The sequence below is a fragment of the Pseudomonas sp. BIGb0164 genome (assembly GCF_024810135.1).
Taxonomy (GTDB): domain Bacteria; phylum Pseudomonadota; class Gammaproteobacteria; order Pseudomonadales; family Pseudomonadaceae; genus Aquipseudomonas.
Map to the genome: position 1 here is coordinate 292,116 of NZ_JANUEA010000008.1, position 16,438 is coordinate 308,553.

Annotated in this window: 15 protein-coding genes; 8 read left to right on the top strand and 7 right to left on the bottom strand. The window is 63.2% G+C overall.

Annotated elements, in window-relative coordinates; all coding sequences use genetic code 11:
* Positions 1-837, top strand: a complete 837-nt coding sequence (gene yghU / locus M2394_RS22015; protein ID WP_259174571.1) for a glutathione-dependent disulfide-bond oxidoreductase — start codon at positions 1-3, stop codon at positions 835-837.
* On the opposite strand, the gene M2394_RS22020 is transcribed toward yghU, so the two are convergent.
* The 5 genes from M2394_RS22020 to M2394_RS22040 form a co-directional block, all read right to left on the bottom strand.
* Entirely contained in the window at positions 834-1,526 is a 693-nt protein-coding gene (locus tag M2394_RS22020; RefSeq protein WP_259174572.1) for a GNAT family N-acetyltransferase, read from the bottom strand. The genes yghU and M2394_RS22020 overlap by 4 nt on opposite strands.
* A 173-nt stretch (positions 1,527-1,699) precedes the next feature.
* The gene (locus M2394_RS22025; protein ID WP_178919674.1) at positions 1,700-2,542 is read right to left on the bottom strand and encodes an oxidoreductase; all 843 of its coding nucleotides are present in this window, start codon (positions 2,540-2,542) and stop codon (positions 1,700-1,702) included.
* 99 nt (positions 2,543-2,641) lie between these two features.
* Positions 2,642-3,568, bottom strand: a complete 927-nt coding sequence (locus tag M2394_RS22030; protein WP_259174573.1) for a sugar ABC transporter substrate-binding protein — start codon at positions 3,566-3,568, stop codon at positions 2,642-2,644.
* Between the two features lie 19 nt (positions 3,569-3,587).
* Positions 3,588-4,367 carry a TIM barrel protein gene (locus tag M2394_RS22035; protein WP_259174574.1) on the bottom strand — a complete coding sequence of 260 codons (780 nt, stop codon included), beginning with the start codon at positions 4,365-4,367 and terminating at the stop codon, positions 3,588-3,590.
* Positions 4,364-5,383 (bottom strand): Gfo/Idh/MocA family oxidoreductase, encoded by a 1,020-nt coding sequence (locus M2394_RS22040; protein WP_178919677.1) that lies wholly within the window; start codon positions 5,381-5,383, stop codon positions 4,364-4,366. Before M2394_RS22040 ends, M2394_RS22035 begins: the two co-directional genes overlap by 4 nt.
* Before the next feature lie 184 nt (positions 5,384-5,567).
* Here M2394_RS22040 and M2394_RS22045 point away from each other — a divergent pair, with 184 nt between their 5' ends.
* Positions 5,568-7,541: a sigma-54-dependent Fis family transcriptional regulator gene (locus tag M2394_RS22045; RefSeq protein WP_259174575.1), complete on the top strand. Its 1,974-nt coding sequence runs from the start codon at positions 5,568-5,570 to the stop codon at positions 7,539-7,541.
* Positions 7,542-7,615: 74 nt separating this feature from the next.
* Here M2394_RS22045 and rtcR read toward each other — a convergent pair whose 3' ends face one another.
* Positions 7,616-9,199: an RNA repair transcriptional activator RtcR gene (rtcR, locus tag M2394_RS22050; RefSeq protein ID WP_259174576.1), complete on the bottom strand. Its 1,584-nt coding sequence runs from the start codon at positions 9,197-9,199 to the stop codon at positions 7,616-7,618.
* Between the two features lie 213 nt (positions 9,200-9,412).
* On the opposite strand from rtcR, the gene M2394_RS22055 reads away from it, so the two are divergent.
* From M2394_RS22055 to rtcA, 3 genes are read left to right on the top strand one after another with little or no spacing between them, the layout of a single operon-like run.
* Positions 9,413-10,639 carry an RtcB family protein gene (locus tag M2394_RS22055; RefSeq protein WP_259174577.1) on the top strand — a complete coding sequence of 409 codons (1,227 nt, stop codon included), beginning with the start codon at positions 9,413-9,415 and terminating at the stop codon, positions 10,637-10,639.
* Positions 10,640-10,652: 13 nt separating this feature from the next.
* Positions 10,653-11,441: a nucleotidyltransferase domain-containing protein gene (locus M2394_RS22060; RefSeq protein ID WP_178919680.1), complete on the top strand. Its 789-nt coding sequence runs from the start codon at positions 10,653-10,655 to the stop codon at positions 11,439-11,441.
* Positions 11,442-11,452: 11 nt separating this feature from the next.
* Positions 11,453-12,466: an RNA 3'-terminal phosphate cyclase gene (gene rtcA / locus M2394_RS22065; protein ID WP_259174578.1), complete on the top strand. Its 1,014-nt coding sequence runs from the start codon at positions 11,453-11,455 to the stop codon at positions 12,464-12,466.
* Here the strand turns inward: rtcA and M2394_RS22070 are convergent.
* Positions 12,463-13,506 carry a LacI family DNA-binding transcriptional regulator gene (locus M2394_RS22070; RefSeq protein WP_259174579.1) on the bottom strand — a complete coding sequence of 348 codons (1,044 nt, stop codon included), beginning with the start codon at positions 13,504-13,506 and terminating at the stop codon, positions 12,463-12,465. The two genes, rtcA and M2394_RS22070, sit on opposite strands and share 4 nt — an antisense overlap.
* A 241-nt stretch (positions 13,507-13,747) precedes the next feature.
* Here M2394_RS22070 and M2394_RS22075 point away from each other — a divergent pair, with 241 nt between their 5' ends.
* The 3 genes from M2394_RS22075 to M2394_RS22085 all read left to right on the top strand — a co-directional run bounded on the left by M2394_RS22075 (position 13,748) and on the right by M2394_RS22085 (position 16,438).
* Positions 13,748-14,836: a fatty acid desaturase family protein gene (locus M2394_RS22075; protein ID WP_259174580.1), complete on the top strand. Its 1,089-nt coding sequence runs from the start codon at positions 13,748-13,750 to the stop codon at positions 14,834-14,836.
* Between the two features lie 79 nt (positions 14,837-14,915).
* A complete protein-coding gene (locus M2394_RS22080; RefSeq protein WP_178919684.1) occupies positions 14,916-15,236 on the top strand; it encodes a MocE family 2Fe-2S type ferredoxin in 321 nt (106 codons plus the stop codon).
* Positions 15,237-15,238: 2 nt separating this feature from the next.
* Positions 15,239-16,438, top strand: coding sequence for an NAD(P)/FAD-dependent oxidoreductase (locus tag M2394_RS22085; protein ID WP_259174581.1), 1,200 nt, complete (start codon positions 15,239-15,241; stop codon positions 16,436-16,438).

A 16,438-nucleotide genomic window follows, 5' to 3' on the forward strand; every position in this document is an offset into this window, starting at 1 on the left:
ATGACTGACTACGTACCCCCGAAAGTCTGGACCTGGGACACCGAAAGCGGCGGCACTTTCGCCAGCATCAACCGGCCTATCGCCGGAGCGACCCACGAGCAGGAATTGCCGGTGGGCAAGCACCCGTTGCAACTGTATTCACTGGCCACGCCCAACGGGCAAAAGGTCACCATCCTGCTCGAAGAACTGCTGGCCCTGGGGCACAGCGGCGCGGAATACGACGCCTGGCTGATCAAGATCGGCGACGGCGACCAGTTCGGCAGCGGCTTTGTGGGCGTCAACCCGAACTCCAAGATTCCCGCACTGCTGGACCGCAGCGGCGCCACGCCGATCCGGGTGTTCGAGTCGGGGGCGATCCTGCACTACCTCGCGGAGAAGTTCGGTGCGTTCTTCCCTACCGAGCCGGCGGCGCGCGCCGAATGCCTGTCGTGGCTGTTCTGGCAAATGGGCAGCGCGCCTTACCTGGGCGGCGGTTTCGGGCATTTCTATGCGTATGCACCGAGCAAGATGGAATACGCGATCAACCGCTTTGCCATGGAGACCAAGCGCCAGTTGGACGTGCTCGACCAGCGCTTGGACGTGAGCGAATACATTGCCGGGGATGAGTACACGATTGCCGACATCGCGATCTGGCCTTGGTACGGCGGCCTGGTGAAGGGGCGGTTGTACGGCGCGGCTGAGTTCCTGTCGGTGCATGAATACAAGCATGTGCTGCGTTGGGCGGACGCCATCGAGGCACGGCCGGCCGTGCAGCGCGGGCGCAGGGTCAACCGGGTGTCCGGCGAACCGCATGAGCAACTGCGCGAGCGGCACGCCGCGAGTGACTTCGACGTTTAGGCATTGCGCTTGAGGGTGGTCAACTGCAGCGTCGTCCGGTGGCTGAAACCCAGGGCTTCATAGAGGCGGATGGCCGAGGTGTTGGTGGTGACAACGTGCAGGAACGGCACGGTGTCACGTGCGAGCATACGCTCGGCCAGCGCCACTACCATCCGGCCGCCCAGGCCTTTGCCGCGGTGGCTGGCGGCGGTGCATACACCGCTGATCTCCACCGCGCCTTGCAACTGAAAGCGCTCGCCGGCCATGGCCACCAGCTCGGGGGCGCGCACGCCAATATAGTGCCCGCATTCCCGGGTACGAATTCCAAACGGCCCTGGCTGGGTCTGGGCTGCCAATGCGAGCATCTGATCGGTGTCGGCGGCGCCCAGGGCAATCCATTGCGCCCGGTTTTCCAACGCTGGTGTGACGAGCTGCGAGCAGGTGAATTGCTCCACGGTCGTCTGGTGGATGATCTGCCATTCGGAGGAGGGGTGGACCGCCTGCGCGCTGGGCAATGCCACCACTTGGCCGGGTGTCGTCATCTTGGCCAATTGAACAAAGGCTTCGGCCGAGGGTTCGGCCAAGCCGGCAAAGGGCGTGACGTCGCAATGATAGAGCGCCGCCAGCGTGCCGGCATTGCCCAGGTGGGCGTGGCTCCCCGTCAGGCTGTGCCACACGGGGTTGTTCAAGGCGATGTCCAGTGGGGTCATGGCAGGGGCTCTGCAGGGATCAGGTGAGTGAACTCTACGGCCCGTGCGCTGTTGCGGCTATTGTCGCAAACGCCATTATTGAGACCATTCACGCCATCACCTGCAGGCGCCTCGGTGCATCAGGTACACCGAGTCGAGGCCATCGCCGGCAAGCCAGCTCCTACAGGGTTGGGTTATCCAAAGTCGGTTGCGCGGGAAACGCTTTCCCAGGCGCTGATCTCGGCTTGCAACGCTGTGAGCTTGGCCGTCACATGCTCCACCGCGTCATTGCCCAGCAGCAAATGCGCCGGTGGCTCGGCGCTTGCCACCACCTGCATCATCGCCAGGGCCGCTTTTGCCGGGTCGCCGTCCTGTCGCCCGCTGCGGGCGTGCCGCGCCGCTCGCACGGCATCAAACGAGGCGTCGTAGTCGGCAATGCTGCGTTCGGCCCTGATCATCGAACGCCCCGCCCAATCGGTGCGAAAGCCCCCCGGTTCAATCGCGGTGACGTGAATGCCGAACGGTTTCACCTCTTTGCCCAACGCCTCGGAGATGCCTTCCAGCGCAAACTTGCTGCCGTGGTACACGCCCAGGCCGGGGAAGGTGGTCAAGCCGCCCATCGAGGTGATGTTGAGAATATGCCCGCGACGGCGCTTGCGCATAAACGGCAGCACCGCCTGGATCATCGCCACCGCGCCGAACACGTTGACTTCAAATTGCTGGCGTACATCGTCCAGGGACGACTCTTCCAGCACGCCCTCAAAGCCGTAACCGGCGTTGTTGACCAGCACATCGATCGCGCCAACGTTCTTTTCGATCTCGGCCACCACGGCCGGGACAAACAGGCTGTCGGTGACATCCAGCAAGCGCGCAAAGGAGTAGCCGGGTTTGATCCGGTCGAACGCGTCGATGGCCTCCGGCGTGCGCACGGTGCCGACGACGCGCTCGCCGGCAGCCAACAAGGCCTCGGCCAGGGCTTTGCCGAAGCCGGAACTGATACCGGTGATAAGCCAGGTTTTCTGGGGTTGTGCAGGCATGGTGATCTCCCGTGAGTGTGCCTGGAATCTTTCTCCGTTAAGGCCAGGCACACAATCGGGCAGAAGCTGCTCAGGCTTTGAAGCCGTGCTTCACAATGCCTACTTGTAGCGCTGCTCAAACACCGCCACTTGCTCGGGTTTGATCAGCTCGAAAGGCACCCAGACTTCCGGCTCGATGGGTTCACCCTTGATCATCCGGATGGCTGCCTGCACGGCCTGGGTCGCCTGGGCCTTGGGGTCCTGGAACACTGAAGCGGCAAGCTGGCCGCGTTTGATGGCCGCCAGACCGTCCGGCAAACCGTCGATGCCGATGATCGCCACGTCATCCTTGGCCTTGCCCGCCTGTTGCAACGCCATGGCGGCGCCGATGGCCATTTCGTCGTTGTTGGCGACGATGGCATCGAACTGTGTGCCCGCCAGCAGCCAGTTGCTGGTCAGGTCCATGCCCTTGTTGCGTTGCCATTCCGCGCTTTGCTGCTCCACCACCTTGATCCCGGGGAAGTCCTTGAGCACCTGCCTGGCGCCTTCGGTGCGGTCATGGGTGGCGTTTTGCGCGAGGTCGCCCATGATGATCGCCACGTTGCCCTTGCCACCGAGTTTTTCCGCGAGGTAGCGCATCTGCAACTGCCCAGCCTCGATGTCGTTGGAGGCCACGGTGACCACGCCCTTGGGCAGGGTGCGTTCATCCGGGTGGCGGTTGACGTACACCAGCGGCGTCTTCGCAGCGACGGCGGCGCGGGTCATGTTGGCGGTGGCGGCGGTGTCCACCGGCAACACGATCACGGCGTCGACCTTCTGATTGAGAAAGCCTTCGACCTGATTGAGTTGGCGCACCACGTCGCCCTGGGCGTCTTCGAACTGGATCTGCACATCTTGCTGTTTGGCGGCGGCTTCGAGGCCGGTACGCACATAGGTCATGAAGTTATCGTCGACCCGGGCGATGCTCACACCGATACGGTAAGCGGCGAAGGTCCATTGGCTGAACAGCAGCAACAGCGTGGCAACGAGCAATGAATAGCGATGCATGAGGGTGGTCCTTTTATTGTTATAGGGTGAAGGCCTGGCGGAAACGCTCCAGGGCCAATTCGCTGTCGCCACTGGCCCAGCCTTCGAGGCCGACCACGCCGGTGTAGCCCATGGTGTGCAAGGCCCTGGCGATGGCCGGGTAGTGGATTTCGCCGGTGCCGGGTTCCTTGCGGCCCGGCACATCGGCCACCTGGATTTCACCGATGGAATCGCCGGCGCGCTGGATCAGTTCAATCAGGTTTCCTTCGCCAATCTGCGCGTGGTACAGGTCCAGGTTCATCTTCAAGTGCGGGCTGCCCACGGCTTCGATCAGCGCCAGGGTATCGTCGGCACGGGCGAAGGGCGTGCCGGGGTGGTCGACCTCGGTGTTGAGGTTTTCCAGCAGGAACACGCGGTCGGCGTCCTCGCCCAGGCGGGCGATTTTTTCCAGCGTCTTGCAGGCGCTCAGCCACATGCGTCCGGTGGTCTGGCTGACCGGTTGCACGGGCAGGCCGCCTTCACCCAGGCCGGTGCCGTGCAAGTTGAGGCTGGGGCAGTTGAGTTGCTCGGCGATGCCGATGGATTCGCGGGCGCTGTCGAGCAACTGGCGGATGCCCTCGGGGTCGGTGAGGGTGCCGCTGATGTAGCCGGTCATGGAGGTGAAGTCAGCGCCCGTGGCGGCGAGGGCGCTGATGTCCTTGTCGGTCCAGTTCCAGATTTCCGCACTGAATCCCAATTGATGAATGCGCTTCACGCGTTCGATGAAGGGGAGGTCGAGAAAGACCATCTCGGCGCTGATTGCCAGCTTGAAAGGGATCATGGGCGGGCGTCCTGTACGGCCACGGCCTTGCCTGTTTCGAATGATTCGATACAAGCGCGAGCAATCGCCAGGGCGGCGCGGGCGTCTTCGCCGCTGGCCATCGGCTTGGCGCCCGTGCGCAGGCAGTCGGCGAAGTGGTTGAGTTCGGCGATGTAGGCGTCGCGCAACAGGTCGGTGTCCATGCGCTGGGTGTCGGCCTGGATGCCCTGGGCCAGGTAGCGCACCAGGTCGGAATCGTTGAGGCTGCCCATGCTCAACATGCCTTCGCTGCCAAACACTTCGCCGCGCACGTCGTAGCCGTACACCGCCTGGAAGTTGGCTTCGGCGGTGGCGATGGCGCCGTTGTCGAAGCGGATCGCAACCACGGCAGTGTCGAGGAAACCTTTGCTTTTGAAGGCCGGGGCGATCAAGGCGTCGGCCATCACGTAAACCTGCACCGCTTCGGCCCCGGGGTTGAGATAACGCAGGGTGTCGAAGTCGTGGATCAGGGTTTCCAGGAAGATCACCCACTGCGGCGAAGCAGCCGGATTGTTCAGCGCCGGGTCACGGGTCAGCGAGCGCAGCAACTGCGGGGTGCCGATACGGCCGGCAGCGACATCGAGGTGGGCGGTGCGAAAGCTCTTGGCGAAACGCCGGTTGAAGCCGACCTGCAGCGGCACTCGGGCGTCGGCTGCAGCCGCGATGGCGCGGTCGGCTTCGTCGAGGGTGATTGCCATGGGTTTTTCGCAGAAGACGCCCTTGCCGGCGCGGGCGGCGCTGATCACCAGTTCGGCATGGCTGCGGGCGGGGGCGGCGATGATCACGCCGTCGATGTCGGGGTCGTCGAGCAACTGTTGCGGGTCGGTGTAGACCTTGGCCACCCCCAATTCAGCGGCGAGGCGCGCGGCCTGGCCTGGAGTAGGGTCGGCAATCGCCACCAGGCTGGCGCCGGGGATGTGCCGCGCAGCAGTCAGGCCGTGGAAGCTGCCCATGCGACCGGCACCGATCAGACCCAGGCGGATGTTCTGTGTACTCATGAATTGACCCCTTCTTATTGTTGGCCTCAGGACAGTCCTGATGGGCAATGAGGTAGGAGCAAGGGCTGTGCCAACTCATAAGCTACTGATATTTATAGATTAATTAATCGTTATAAACAAAAAGTGTTCATTTAAATGACATGTCTATACTGACATGTCGAAAATATGAACATGGGTACCCCGGATGAGCATGGCGTTCAGCGTACAAGACCTCGATTACCTCACGGCCCTGGGGCCAGCGGCGCTGAATGACGGCCCCGTTCCAGCCCTGGAGCAGGCGTGGCTGGCGTGCCTGTCGGGTGAGGTTGAGCGCCCGGATGGGGTGCGGCAGGTCATCTGGGATTCATGGCGGCGCAGTGTCGAGGCGGGGCTCGACCCGGCTGACAGCGCGTATCGCTTCGTCGCCGATGAAACCCTGGCCGCCACCTTGGCCGCCCACCGCGTCCTGATCGCCGCCGCCGCACACGTCATGCACGGCCTGCTGGCCTACAACCCGCGCGGGCATATCAACCTCACCGATGCTCACGGCACCACCTTGTACTTCTGCGGGCTGGATATCACGCCGGTCGGCAGCCGCCTGCTGGAGTCGGTGCAGGGCACCAATTGCACCGGCCTGGCCCTGGCCGAAGACCGTCTGGTGTATGTGTTGGCCGAAGAAAACTTCGCCACGGGCTTGCGCCAGCGCCGCATGCACTGCGCCGCCGCGCCGATCAAAAACGCCCAGGGCCAGACCCTGGCGATGCTGACCCTCACCGCTGAACCTGGCTGGTTTCACTTCCATACCCTGGGCACTGTGCAGGCGGCAGCCGAAGCGGTGTCGCGGCAGATGGCGCTGCACGGTTTGCTGGAAGAGCAGCAAGCCGTGCTCGAAGTGCTCAACGAAGGCTTGGTGGTGCTGGATGAGCGCGGTTGCATCAAAGCGCTCAACCGTTACGCGCGGCAACTGTTCGGCGTGGGCCTGGAGCTGATCGGCAGCCCGTTCCAGCGTTTGGGCCGCAGCGAGTTGAGCGACGTGCTGGCCGAGCCGGTGCGCGACCTCGATTGCACTTTTCACCTGCAGGACCGTAGCCAGCTCGCCTGCCTGGTCTCGGTGTGCCCGCTGGAGCAGGGCGGGGTGATCGTCTCGCTGCGCGAGAACCGGCGTATCCGCGAGATTACCCGGCGCATCATCGGCACCCAGGCCCGCTACACCTTTGAGACCATCCAGGGCGGTTCGCGGGCCATTCACGACGCCTTGCACCTGGGGCGCATCGCCAGTCGCAGCGATTCCACCACCTTGATCCTCGGCGAAAGCGGCACCGGCAAGGAGCTGTTCGCCCAGGCGATCCATAACGGCAGCGACCGTCATAAAGGCCCATTTGTGGCGGTCAACTGCGGCGCGATCCCACGGGACCTGGTGCAAAGCGAGCTGTTCGGGCATGTGGAAGGCGCGTTCACCGGCGCCACCCGTGGCGGTTCGGCGGGCAAGTTTGAGTTGGCGGATGGCGGCACGATCTTCCTGGATGAGATTGGCGACATGTCCTTCGATGCCCAGGTGAGTTTGTTGCGGGTGTTGCAGGAGGGGGAGGTCACCCGCGTGGGTGCGAAAAACTCGCGACGGGTGGATGTGCGCATCATTGCGGCCACCCATCGCAACCTGAGCCAGGCGGTGGCCGAGGGCGCCTTTCGCGAAGACCTCTATTACCGCCTCAGTGTGCTGAACTTGACGGTGCCGCCGCTGCGTATGCGCCGCGAAGACATCCCGTTGCTGGCGCGGCATTTTCTTGCGCGCTTTGCCCGCTCATTGCGCAAATCGGTGCAGGGTTTTGCGCCGCAGGCGCTGGCGCTGCTGTCGGCCTACGGTTGGCCGGGCAATGTGCGCGAATTGGAAAACAGTATCGAACGGGCGACCAACCTGGCCACGGGTGAGTTGATCCAGGTGAGCGACCTGCCACTGGAGACACGCCACCGGGCGCCGGCACGCGCCTATGAGCCGCAGCCCGCGCAAGACCTGAGCAGCCATGAAATGCAGGCGATTGCGGCGGCCTTGCAGAGCACCGGGGGCAATATCCGTTTGGCTGCGCGACAGCTCAATGTGTCGCGGGGCGGGCTGTACACCAAGATGAGCCGTTTGGGCCTGAACGCCGCCGACTTCCGAACAAGCGCCCCAACCCCGTAGGAGCCGGCTTGCCGGCGATGAGGCCCTTGATTTCAATGCATGCCTTGAGGTCGCCATCGCCGGCAAGTCGGCGCCTACAGGGGTTTGAGTTGCTTCCAGTCGATGCCGAAGCGCGCCAGGTATTTGCGCAGGCGGTCTGCGTCGTTCGGCTGGGCCTTGGCTTGGCGCGATACGCCGAACAGGCGGCGGCCGGCGTCGGAGAGGCTGTCGGCCTGCAGGCATACGTCGATTACCGCCTTGAGTTGCAACTGGTCGAACAGGTCCAGGTCGTCTGGCACAAAGGCCTGCGGTTCGGACAGTCCCCAGGCGTAACGCAGGCGCCGGATCTCTTCTTCGACTTGGGCTTCATCGATGCGCCCGCTGTCGGCCAGGGTGGCCATGCGGGTGATTGACGCCGACAGCTCACGAAAGTTGCCCAGCCACGCCGCTTCGCTGGAGCTGGCGAACGCCAGGTAGCGGCGGCGTGCTTCCAGGTTGAAGCGCACGCGGCGGCCTTGTTCGCGGGCATGGCGCTCCAGTTCAAAGTCGATGTTCGGCTCGATGTCTTCCCGTCGGCCCGCCAGGCCGGGCAGGTCGAATGTCCACAGGTTGATCCGCGCATACAGGTCTTCGCGAAACAGTCCCTCGGCCACGCGCCCGCGCAGGTCGCGGTGGGTGCCGGCGATGATCAGGAAGTCGCTGGCCACTTCGCGGTCGGCACCCATGGGATAGAAGCGTTTTTCTTCGATGGCCTTGAGCAGCATCGCCTGTTCATCCAGGCCCAGCTCGCCGATCTCATCAAGGAACAACATGCCGCCGTCCGCCGCGCGCAGCAGGCCGTCGCGGGCGTTTTGCGCGCCGGTGAAGGCGCCTTTGATATGCCCGAACAACGCCGACATTGCGCCGTCGCCGCGCAGGGTGGCGCAGTTCACTTCGACGAAGCGCCCCTGCACTTGATGGCGGCTGCGCTTGAGCTCAAAGATGCGCCGGGCCAGGAAGGATTTGCCGGCGCCCGTGGGGCCAATCAGCAGCATGGGCGCGGTGGAGCGCACGGCCACCCGTTCGATCTGTTCGATGGAGGCATTGAACGCGCTGTTGCGCGTGGCGATCCCGGATTTCAGGAAGGCCAGGCCCTCCAGGCGCTGATGGGCAAAGCGCGAGGCAATGCGGTCGTAGCGCGACAGGTCGAGGTCGATCAGGGTGTGGGTGCCGGTGGCGGGCGCCGTTTCATCCCGGCGGCGCGTGGGGGAGGTCTGGACCAGCCGCGCCGGCAGGTTGCGCGCCTCGGTCAGCAGGAACCAGCAAATCTGCGCCACGTGGGTGCCGGTGGTGATGTGGACCAGGTAGTCCTCGTGCTCGGTGTCGAAGCGGTAGTTGGCGGTGAAGTCGTGCAGGGCGCCGTACACTTCTTCGAAATCCCAGGGGTTGTTCAGCGGCATCGGGTGCAGGCGCACGTCGGTGTGCGGCGAGACTTGCCCGATGTCGGCGCGTATGCGCTCGGCAATGCTGACGTCGCGGGCGTCGATGTCGTGGATCAGTTCCAGGCGATCAATCTGCAGGTCGTCCTGCTGGCACAAGCCAACGCTGGGGCGCCAATGGTTCCAGCGATTGGCGCCCTTGCCGACGCGATCCAGCTTGGAACCGATAAACCCGATGGCGACCGTGCGTTTGTGCTTCATGGATAGACCAAAATATAAGGAACGATAGGTAAGGATATGGATGTGATTAAAGGCCTGTCATGGCTTTTTCGTAGAACTTTCTCGGTTAAATAGAAATATCTATTAAAAACAATTAGTTAAAAATTTTATGTGAACTTTCTGAATATCTGGCATGACCGCTGCTATATCCCAACCAACGCCGCAGTGACGGCTTTCAAGAAAAGAATCGAGATCATGCAAGAGAAGACCTACCAACTGCTGGAAGTGGCCAACGGCAAGCCGATCAAACTCTGGACCCAAGGCGTGCCTGTGGAACCCGAGGCCCGCCAGCAATTGATGAATACCGCCCAGATGCCCTTCATCTTCAAACACCTGGCGGTGATGCCGGATGTGCACCTGGGCAAGGGGTCGACCATTGGCAGTGTGATCCCCACCGTGGGGGCGATCATTCCTGCGGCGGTGGGGGTGGACATCGGTTGCGGCATGATTGCCGCGCGCACCACGTTGATGGCCGCTGACTTGCCCGACAACCTGTTTGGCCTGCGCTGCGCCATCGAGGCCGCCGTGCCCCATGGCCGCACCCGCAGCCGAAAAGGTCGCGACAAAGGTGCCTGGGAAGATGTACCGGCCGAGGCGGATCAGGTGTGGGCGGCGTTGCACCCACGCTTCAAGGCGATCACCGACAAGTACCCGCAATTGGAACGCGCCAACCACCGCCAGCACCTGGGCACGTTGGGTACTGGCAACCACTTTGTCGAGGTATGCCTGGATGAAGCCAACCGTGTCTGGTTCATGTTGCACAGTGGCTCCCGTGGCGTCGGTAACGCGATCGGTAACTTGTTTATCCAGCTGGCCCAGGCCGATATGCGCCAGCACATCGCCAACTTGCCGGACCGCGACCTGGCGTATTTCGAAGAAGGCAGCCAGCACTTCGATGACTACGTAGAAGCCGTGGGCTGGGCCCAGGATTTTGCCCGGCAGAACCGCGAGTTGATGATGCGCGCGGTGGTGCAGGCCACGCGCCAGGTGACCAAGAAGCCGTTTGAAGTGGCCCTGGAAGCCGTGAACTGCCATCACAACTATGTGCAGAAAGAGCGGCATTTTGGCGAAGAGGTGCTGATCACGCGCAAAGGCGCGGTGTCGGCGAAAAAAGGCGAACTGGGGATTATCCCGGGCTCCATGGGCGCCAAGAGCTTCATCGTGCGCGGCCTGGGTAACGAAGAGTCGTTCTGCTCCTGCAGCCACGGTGCCGGCCGCACCATGAGCCGCACCAAGGCGAAGAACACCTTCACTGTGGCCGATCAGGTGCGTGCGACGGCCCATGTGGAATGCCGCAAGGACGCCGATGTGATTGATGAAATACCGATGGCCTACAAGGACATCGATCAGGTCATGCACGCCCAGCGCGAGCTGGTAGAAGTGCTGCACACCTTGCGCCAAGTGGTGTGTGTCAAAGGATAAGAGGGGAATCAGGATGGAAAGGGAAGAGCGTCACCCACTCTGCGACACCATGCGTGCGCGGGTGTTGCAAGAGCTGGAAAGGATCGAGCGCGAGCGCAATGTCACGGTGTTGTACGCCTGTGAGTCCGGCAGCCGAGCCTGGGGCTTTGCCTCCACCGACAGTGACTACGATGTGCGCTTTGTCTATGTGGAGAAGCCCGACTGGTTCGTGCAGGTGGACACGCCACGGGACGTGATCGAGCGCCCGCTGGATGACGAGCTGGATATCAGCGGTTGGGAACTGCGCAAAACCTTGGGGCTGCTGCGCAAATCCAATCCCACATTGCTGGAATGGCTGGATTCGCCGCTGGTGTATCGCCAGGACGCTACCGCCACTGCGCAACTGCGTGGGTTGGCCGAGGCGTTCTACAGCCCGCCGGCTGCGCGCAGTCATTACTTGTCGATGGCCAAGAAGAATTTTCGCGGTTACCTGCAAGGCGATTCGGTGCGTTTCAAGAAGTACTTCTACGTGCTGCGCCCGTTACTCGCGGTGCGTTGGATCGACCTGGGCCTGGGCCGCCCGCCGATGACCTTTGCCGACCTCCTGGGCACGGTGGATGACGCGCAACTGTTGGATGAAGTAGCGGCCCTGCTGGTGTTGAAACGCAATGCCGACGAGGCGGCCTACGGGCCACGGCGCCCTGCATTGCATGCCTATATCCAGCGTGAACTGGAACGCCAGGTGCCGTCATTGCCACGCACCCACGCAGACTCACAACAACTGGATGACTATCTGCGCAGCACGGTCAAACACTTTGCATAAGGACATACGAAATGATTGAGCTCGATGGCGCCTTGGGCGGTGGGCAGGTATTGCGCAGCGGCTTGAGCCTGGCGATGGTCACCGGGCAGGGCCTGCACATTCGAAACATCCGCGCCAAGCGCAGTCGGCCGGGGTTGATGCGTCAACACCTGACCGCCGTGCTGGCGGCGGCCCAGGTGTGCGGTGCCAAAGTGGAAGGGGCCGAGTTGGGCTCCCTGACGCTGCGCTTTGAACCGGGCGCGATTCAGGGCGGCGAATACCGCTTCAGCATCGGCACTGCCGGCAGTTGCACCCTGGTGCTGCAAACCTTGCTCCCAGCGTTGTTGCGCGCACCGACCGCCAGCCGCGTGACGATTTGCGGCGGCACCCACAACCCATTGGCGCCGCCGGTGGATTTCCTGCAACGGGCCTGGCTGCCGTTGTTGCGCCGCATGGGGGCGCGCATTGAACTGAGCCTGAATCGGTATGGATTTGCCCCGGCAGGCGGTGGCGAACTGGAGGCCTTTATCCAGCCCTCTGAACTCGCGCCACTGCACCTGATGCAGCGCGGCAAGTTGCTGGAATCACGCGCCATTGCCCTGAACGCCGGACTGCCCGCCGAGGTCAGCGAGCGTGAACTCAAGCGTGTGGGCCAGCGCCTGGGGTTCGACGACGCGCAACTGCTTTCAGTAGCCATCGACCCGGAACAAGGCCCCGGTAACCTGCTGATGCTGGAGTATGTGCACGAACACGTCACCGAGGTGTTCAGCGCCTTCGGCATGCACAGGCTGCGTGCCGAAAAGGTGGCTGACCAGGCCATCGAGCAGGCGCAGGAATGGCGTTGCACGCAGACGGCAGTGGGTGAACATTTGGCCGATCAACTGCTGCTGCCAATGGCAATGGCCGGTGGCGGCAGTTTTACCACGCCGCACATGAGCGACCACTTGCACAGCAATATGCAGGTGATCCAGCGCTTCCTGCCGGTGACGATTGATAGCCATGTGCTGGAAGAGGGCGGGTTGAAAATCGAGTGCCGCGCGCTTTAAAGGTTCTCCGAGGTCACGATCTGCGGTGCAATGTACATCCGGTGCCGCACCGGGTCGAAGGTCTCGGCGGTCTGCAAATCCACCAGCAATTCGATCAGCGCCGTGGCCGTCTGGCGCGGTTGTGAATCCATCACCACATCGATCAGGCCTTGGCGCAACGCCTGGCGTGACAGGTCGGTGGACTCCTGCAGGATGCAGCACAGCGCCGGCCGCTTGGGCAACTGCGCCAGGGCGCTGATGATGCCGTCTCCACCGCCACCCACGACGCACAGGCCACGCAGGTCTGTGTGGCGGGTGATGAGGTCGAGGGTGGCCTCTTCGGTGATGTCGCTGTTGTCCAGGTTGATCAGCGGTTCCAGTGGCTTGAGCCCCGGCGCGTGTTCGGCCAGGTAACTGTGCAAGCCTTCGACCCGCGCCTGGTGGCCGAGGAAGCGATGGCCGCCTAACAGAATCCCCACGCTGCCTTTGCGCGCCCCACAGGTGCGGGCCAGCAACCAGCCCATGGTGCGCCCGACCACATGGTTGTCCTGGCCCACGTAGGGTTCGGCGGCGTGCTCGTGGATATCCGAGAGCAGCGCCACCACCGGCACGCCGGCTTCGCGGATTTGCGCCAATGTGGCGTTGATCAGTGGGTGGGCAAAGCTGACCACGGCGAGGGCGTCGCATTGCACGGCCAGGTGTTCGATCTGGGCGGCGATCACGCTTGGCGTGCGATCCACGATGTACTCGAACTGGCAGCTGAGGTTGGCACCGGCATGACGCTGCGCCGCCTCGCCAATTGCCTGCGCCAGGCTGGCGTAGAACGCCTGGGCGGTGGCCAGCAGCAAGATGCCGAAACGGTAGGTGGGGCGACGTTCACGAATGCGCTGGCCGATCAGCCGCGCGGCAAAATAACCCACGGCTTCGGCCGCCTGGAACACCTGTTCGGCAGTCTGCGGGTTGACCGGCGCCCGTGCATTCAACACCCGGTCCACAGTCGCCACGCTGAGCCCCGCATGAGCAGCAACGGTGGCGATGGTCGGGCGTTTATTGTTATTCATCTGACCCCCCAAAGATTGTAGTGAGCGGGCTTGCCCCGCGCCGCGTTGTATCAGACAAGTTTGAGGCGCCAGGCATACCAATGCGCGTGCAAGCACCACGTGATAGAAAACTATCAAGCCCCACCGCGCCTGGATGATAGCTTGATAGGGAATGGATTCAAGGCCTTGAGGGTGAATTACCCGTTCTCTATCGTGGGTTTCGCAAAGCCCCTGAAACCCACGCTTGCGGAGAACAATAACAATGCCTCAACCCACCCGACGCGACTACAGCCTCACCGGCCCCGAAGCGGCCCGCGCGGCCGAAAAAGGCCTGGTGTCAGCGAGCTGGTACCAATCGCCGATTGCCCGTAAACGCATGAAGGAACTGATGCAGCGCCGCGACGGCCCGGCCTTGCGCGACACCGCCCTGTGGATGGCCACACTGTTCGCCACCGGTTTTGGCGGCTACTGGTTCTGGGGCACCTGGGCCTGCGTGCCGTTCTTCATGGCCTATGGCGTGCTGTACGGCACCGCCTCCAACCCGCGCTGGCACGAGACCGGCCACGGCACGGCGTTCAAGACGCGCTGGATGAACGACGGGCTGTATCAGGTCGCCAGCTTCATGTGCATTTTCGAACCCCATGTGTGGCGCTGGAGCCATGCGCGGCACCACACCGACACCATCGTGGTGGGTCGCGATCCGGAGATCGTCGAACCGCGTCCGCCCAGCTTCCTGATGATGTTCCTGAGCCTGTTCAACCTGCCCCTGGCCTGGAAAACCTTCAGCGGCGTGGCGCGCCATGCCGTCGGCAAGATGAGTGCCCAGGAGGCCGATTTCATCCCTGAATCCGAATGGCCCAAGGTGTTCCGTGCGGCGCGGATCTGGGTGGGTATCTATGCCGTGATCATCGGCGCCGCGCTGTATCTGCACAGTTGGCTGCCGCTGATGCTGGTGGGCCTGCCGAGCCTTTACGGTGCCTGGCTCGGCTACCTGTTTGGCCTCACTCAACACGTCGGCCTGGCCGAAGACGTGCTCGACCACCGCAGCAACTGCCGCACGATCTACATGAACCGCGTGCTGCGTTTTATCTACATGGACATGAACTACCACCTCGAACACCACATGTACCCGATGGTTCCGTACCACGCCCTGGCCCAGTTGCACGACGAGATCCGCAACGACTGCCCGCCGCCCTACGCCAACCTGCTGGAGGCCTACAAGGAAATCCTCCCGACCATCTGGCGCCAGCGCCGCGACCCGAATTACTTCATCCAACGCCCGAGCCCTTGTAGTGAGCGAGCTTGTCGAGGCGTCGAACCGTCGCGCTGGGCCGCGCAGCAGCCCCAATAACGCCACCGCGTTTTCCAGACAATTCTGCGGCATTTTTACGGCCGCCGCGCGAGCAAGCTCGCTCACTACAGGAACCATCATGAACGACCAATGGATCGACGTCTGCGCCGTGGGCGAAATAGACGAAGAAGACGTGCTGCGCTTCGACCACGGGCCGCACACCTACGCGGTGTACCGCTCGGCCGACAATGAATTTTTCGCCACGGCGGGCCTGTGCACCCACGAGAAAATCCACCTCGCCGACGGCCTGGTGATGGACCACATCATCGAGTGCCCCAAGCACAACGGGCGCTTCGATTACCGCACGGGCAAGGCCCTGGGCGCGCCGGTGTGCGTCAACCTCAAGACCTACCCGGTGCGGGTCGAAGCGGGGCGAGTGCTGCTCGCTGTCATGGCCTGATAATGAATGCACCCCTGATTATTGTCGGTGCCGGCCATGCCGGTGGCCGTGCGGCGCTGACCCTGCGCGAAGAGGGCTACACCGGGCGCCTGATCCTGATCGGCGATGAAGCGCACGTGCCCTACGAACGACCGCCACTCTCCAAGGGCTTGTTGCAGGGCACCACGGACCTGGCCGGGTGCAGCCTGCTCAATAGCGAGCGACTCGCCGAATTGGGCATCGAGCATCTTGCCGGTAACCCGGTGAGCCGGTTGGAGCCTTCGCAACATCGCCTGCAATTGGCTGACGGCCAGTGGTTGCCTTACGCCGGGCTGTTGCTGGCGACCGGGGGCAGGGCACGGCGTCTGCCCCAGGAACAGGCCAATGTGTTTTACCTGCGCACCCATGATGAAGCCCTGGCCTTACGCAGCGCGCTGAACCCCGGCACGCGGCTGGTGGTGGTCGGTGGCGGCTTTATCGGCCTGGAAGTGGCGGCGACCGCACGTGGGCTTGGCTGTGAAGTGACGGTGCTGGAGGCCGGGCCACGGCTGGCGGGCCGCGTGCTGCCCCCTGTTATCTCGCAGGCGCTGTTGGACCTGCATCGAGAACACGGCGTGGAGGTGCGATTGAATGTGGCGCTGGAATCCATCCAGGCCGACGGCGTGTTGCTGGTCGACGGGCAACGCTTGCCCTGCGAGCGCGTCGTGGTCGGTATTGGCATGCAGCCGAATATGGAACTGGCCGCCGCCGCAGGGCTGGAGGTGGGGCAGGGTATCCGTGTCGATGACTATCTGCGTACCAGTGCGCCCAACATTTATGCGGCGGGTGATGTGTGTGAGTTTCGCCTGGAGGGCTTCTATCAGCGCCAGGAGACCTGGCGCAACGCCGAGGCTCAGGGGCGGCATGCGGCGTTGAATCTGTTGGGGCGTGAAGTGCCGTTCGAAACGATCCCGGGTTTCTGGTCCGATCAGTACGACTGGGGCTTGCAGACCGTGGGGGTGCTGACGCCGTTGATGATCAGCCGCCCACTGGCGGGAGGCGGCATGCTGCTGTTTTACCTGGATGCCGATCAGCGTTTGCAAGGTGCCTGCGGCTGGGCCCCGGGCAACGGCGTGGCCAAGGACATCAAGCTGTGCGAACGCCTGATCACCGCACGGACTGCCCTCGACGCCGCCACGCTGGCCGATCCCGGGCAGTCCCTCAAACACCTGCTGCGAGGCTGA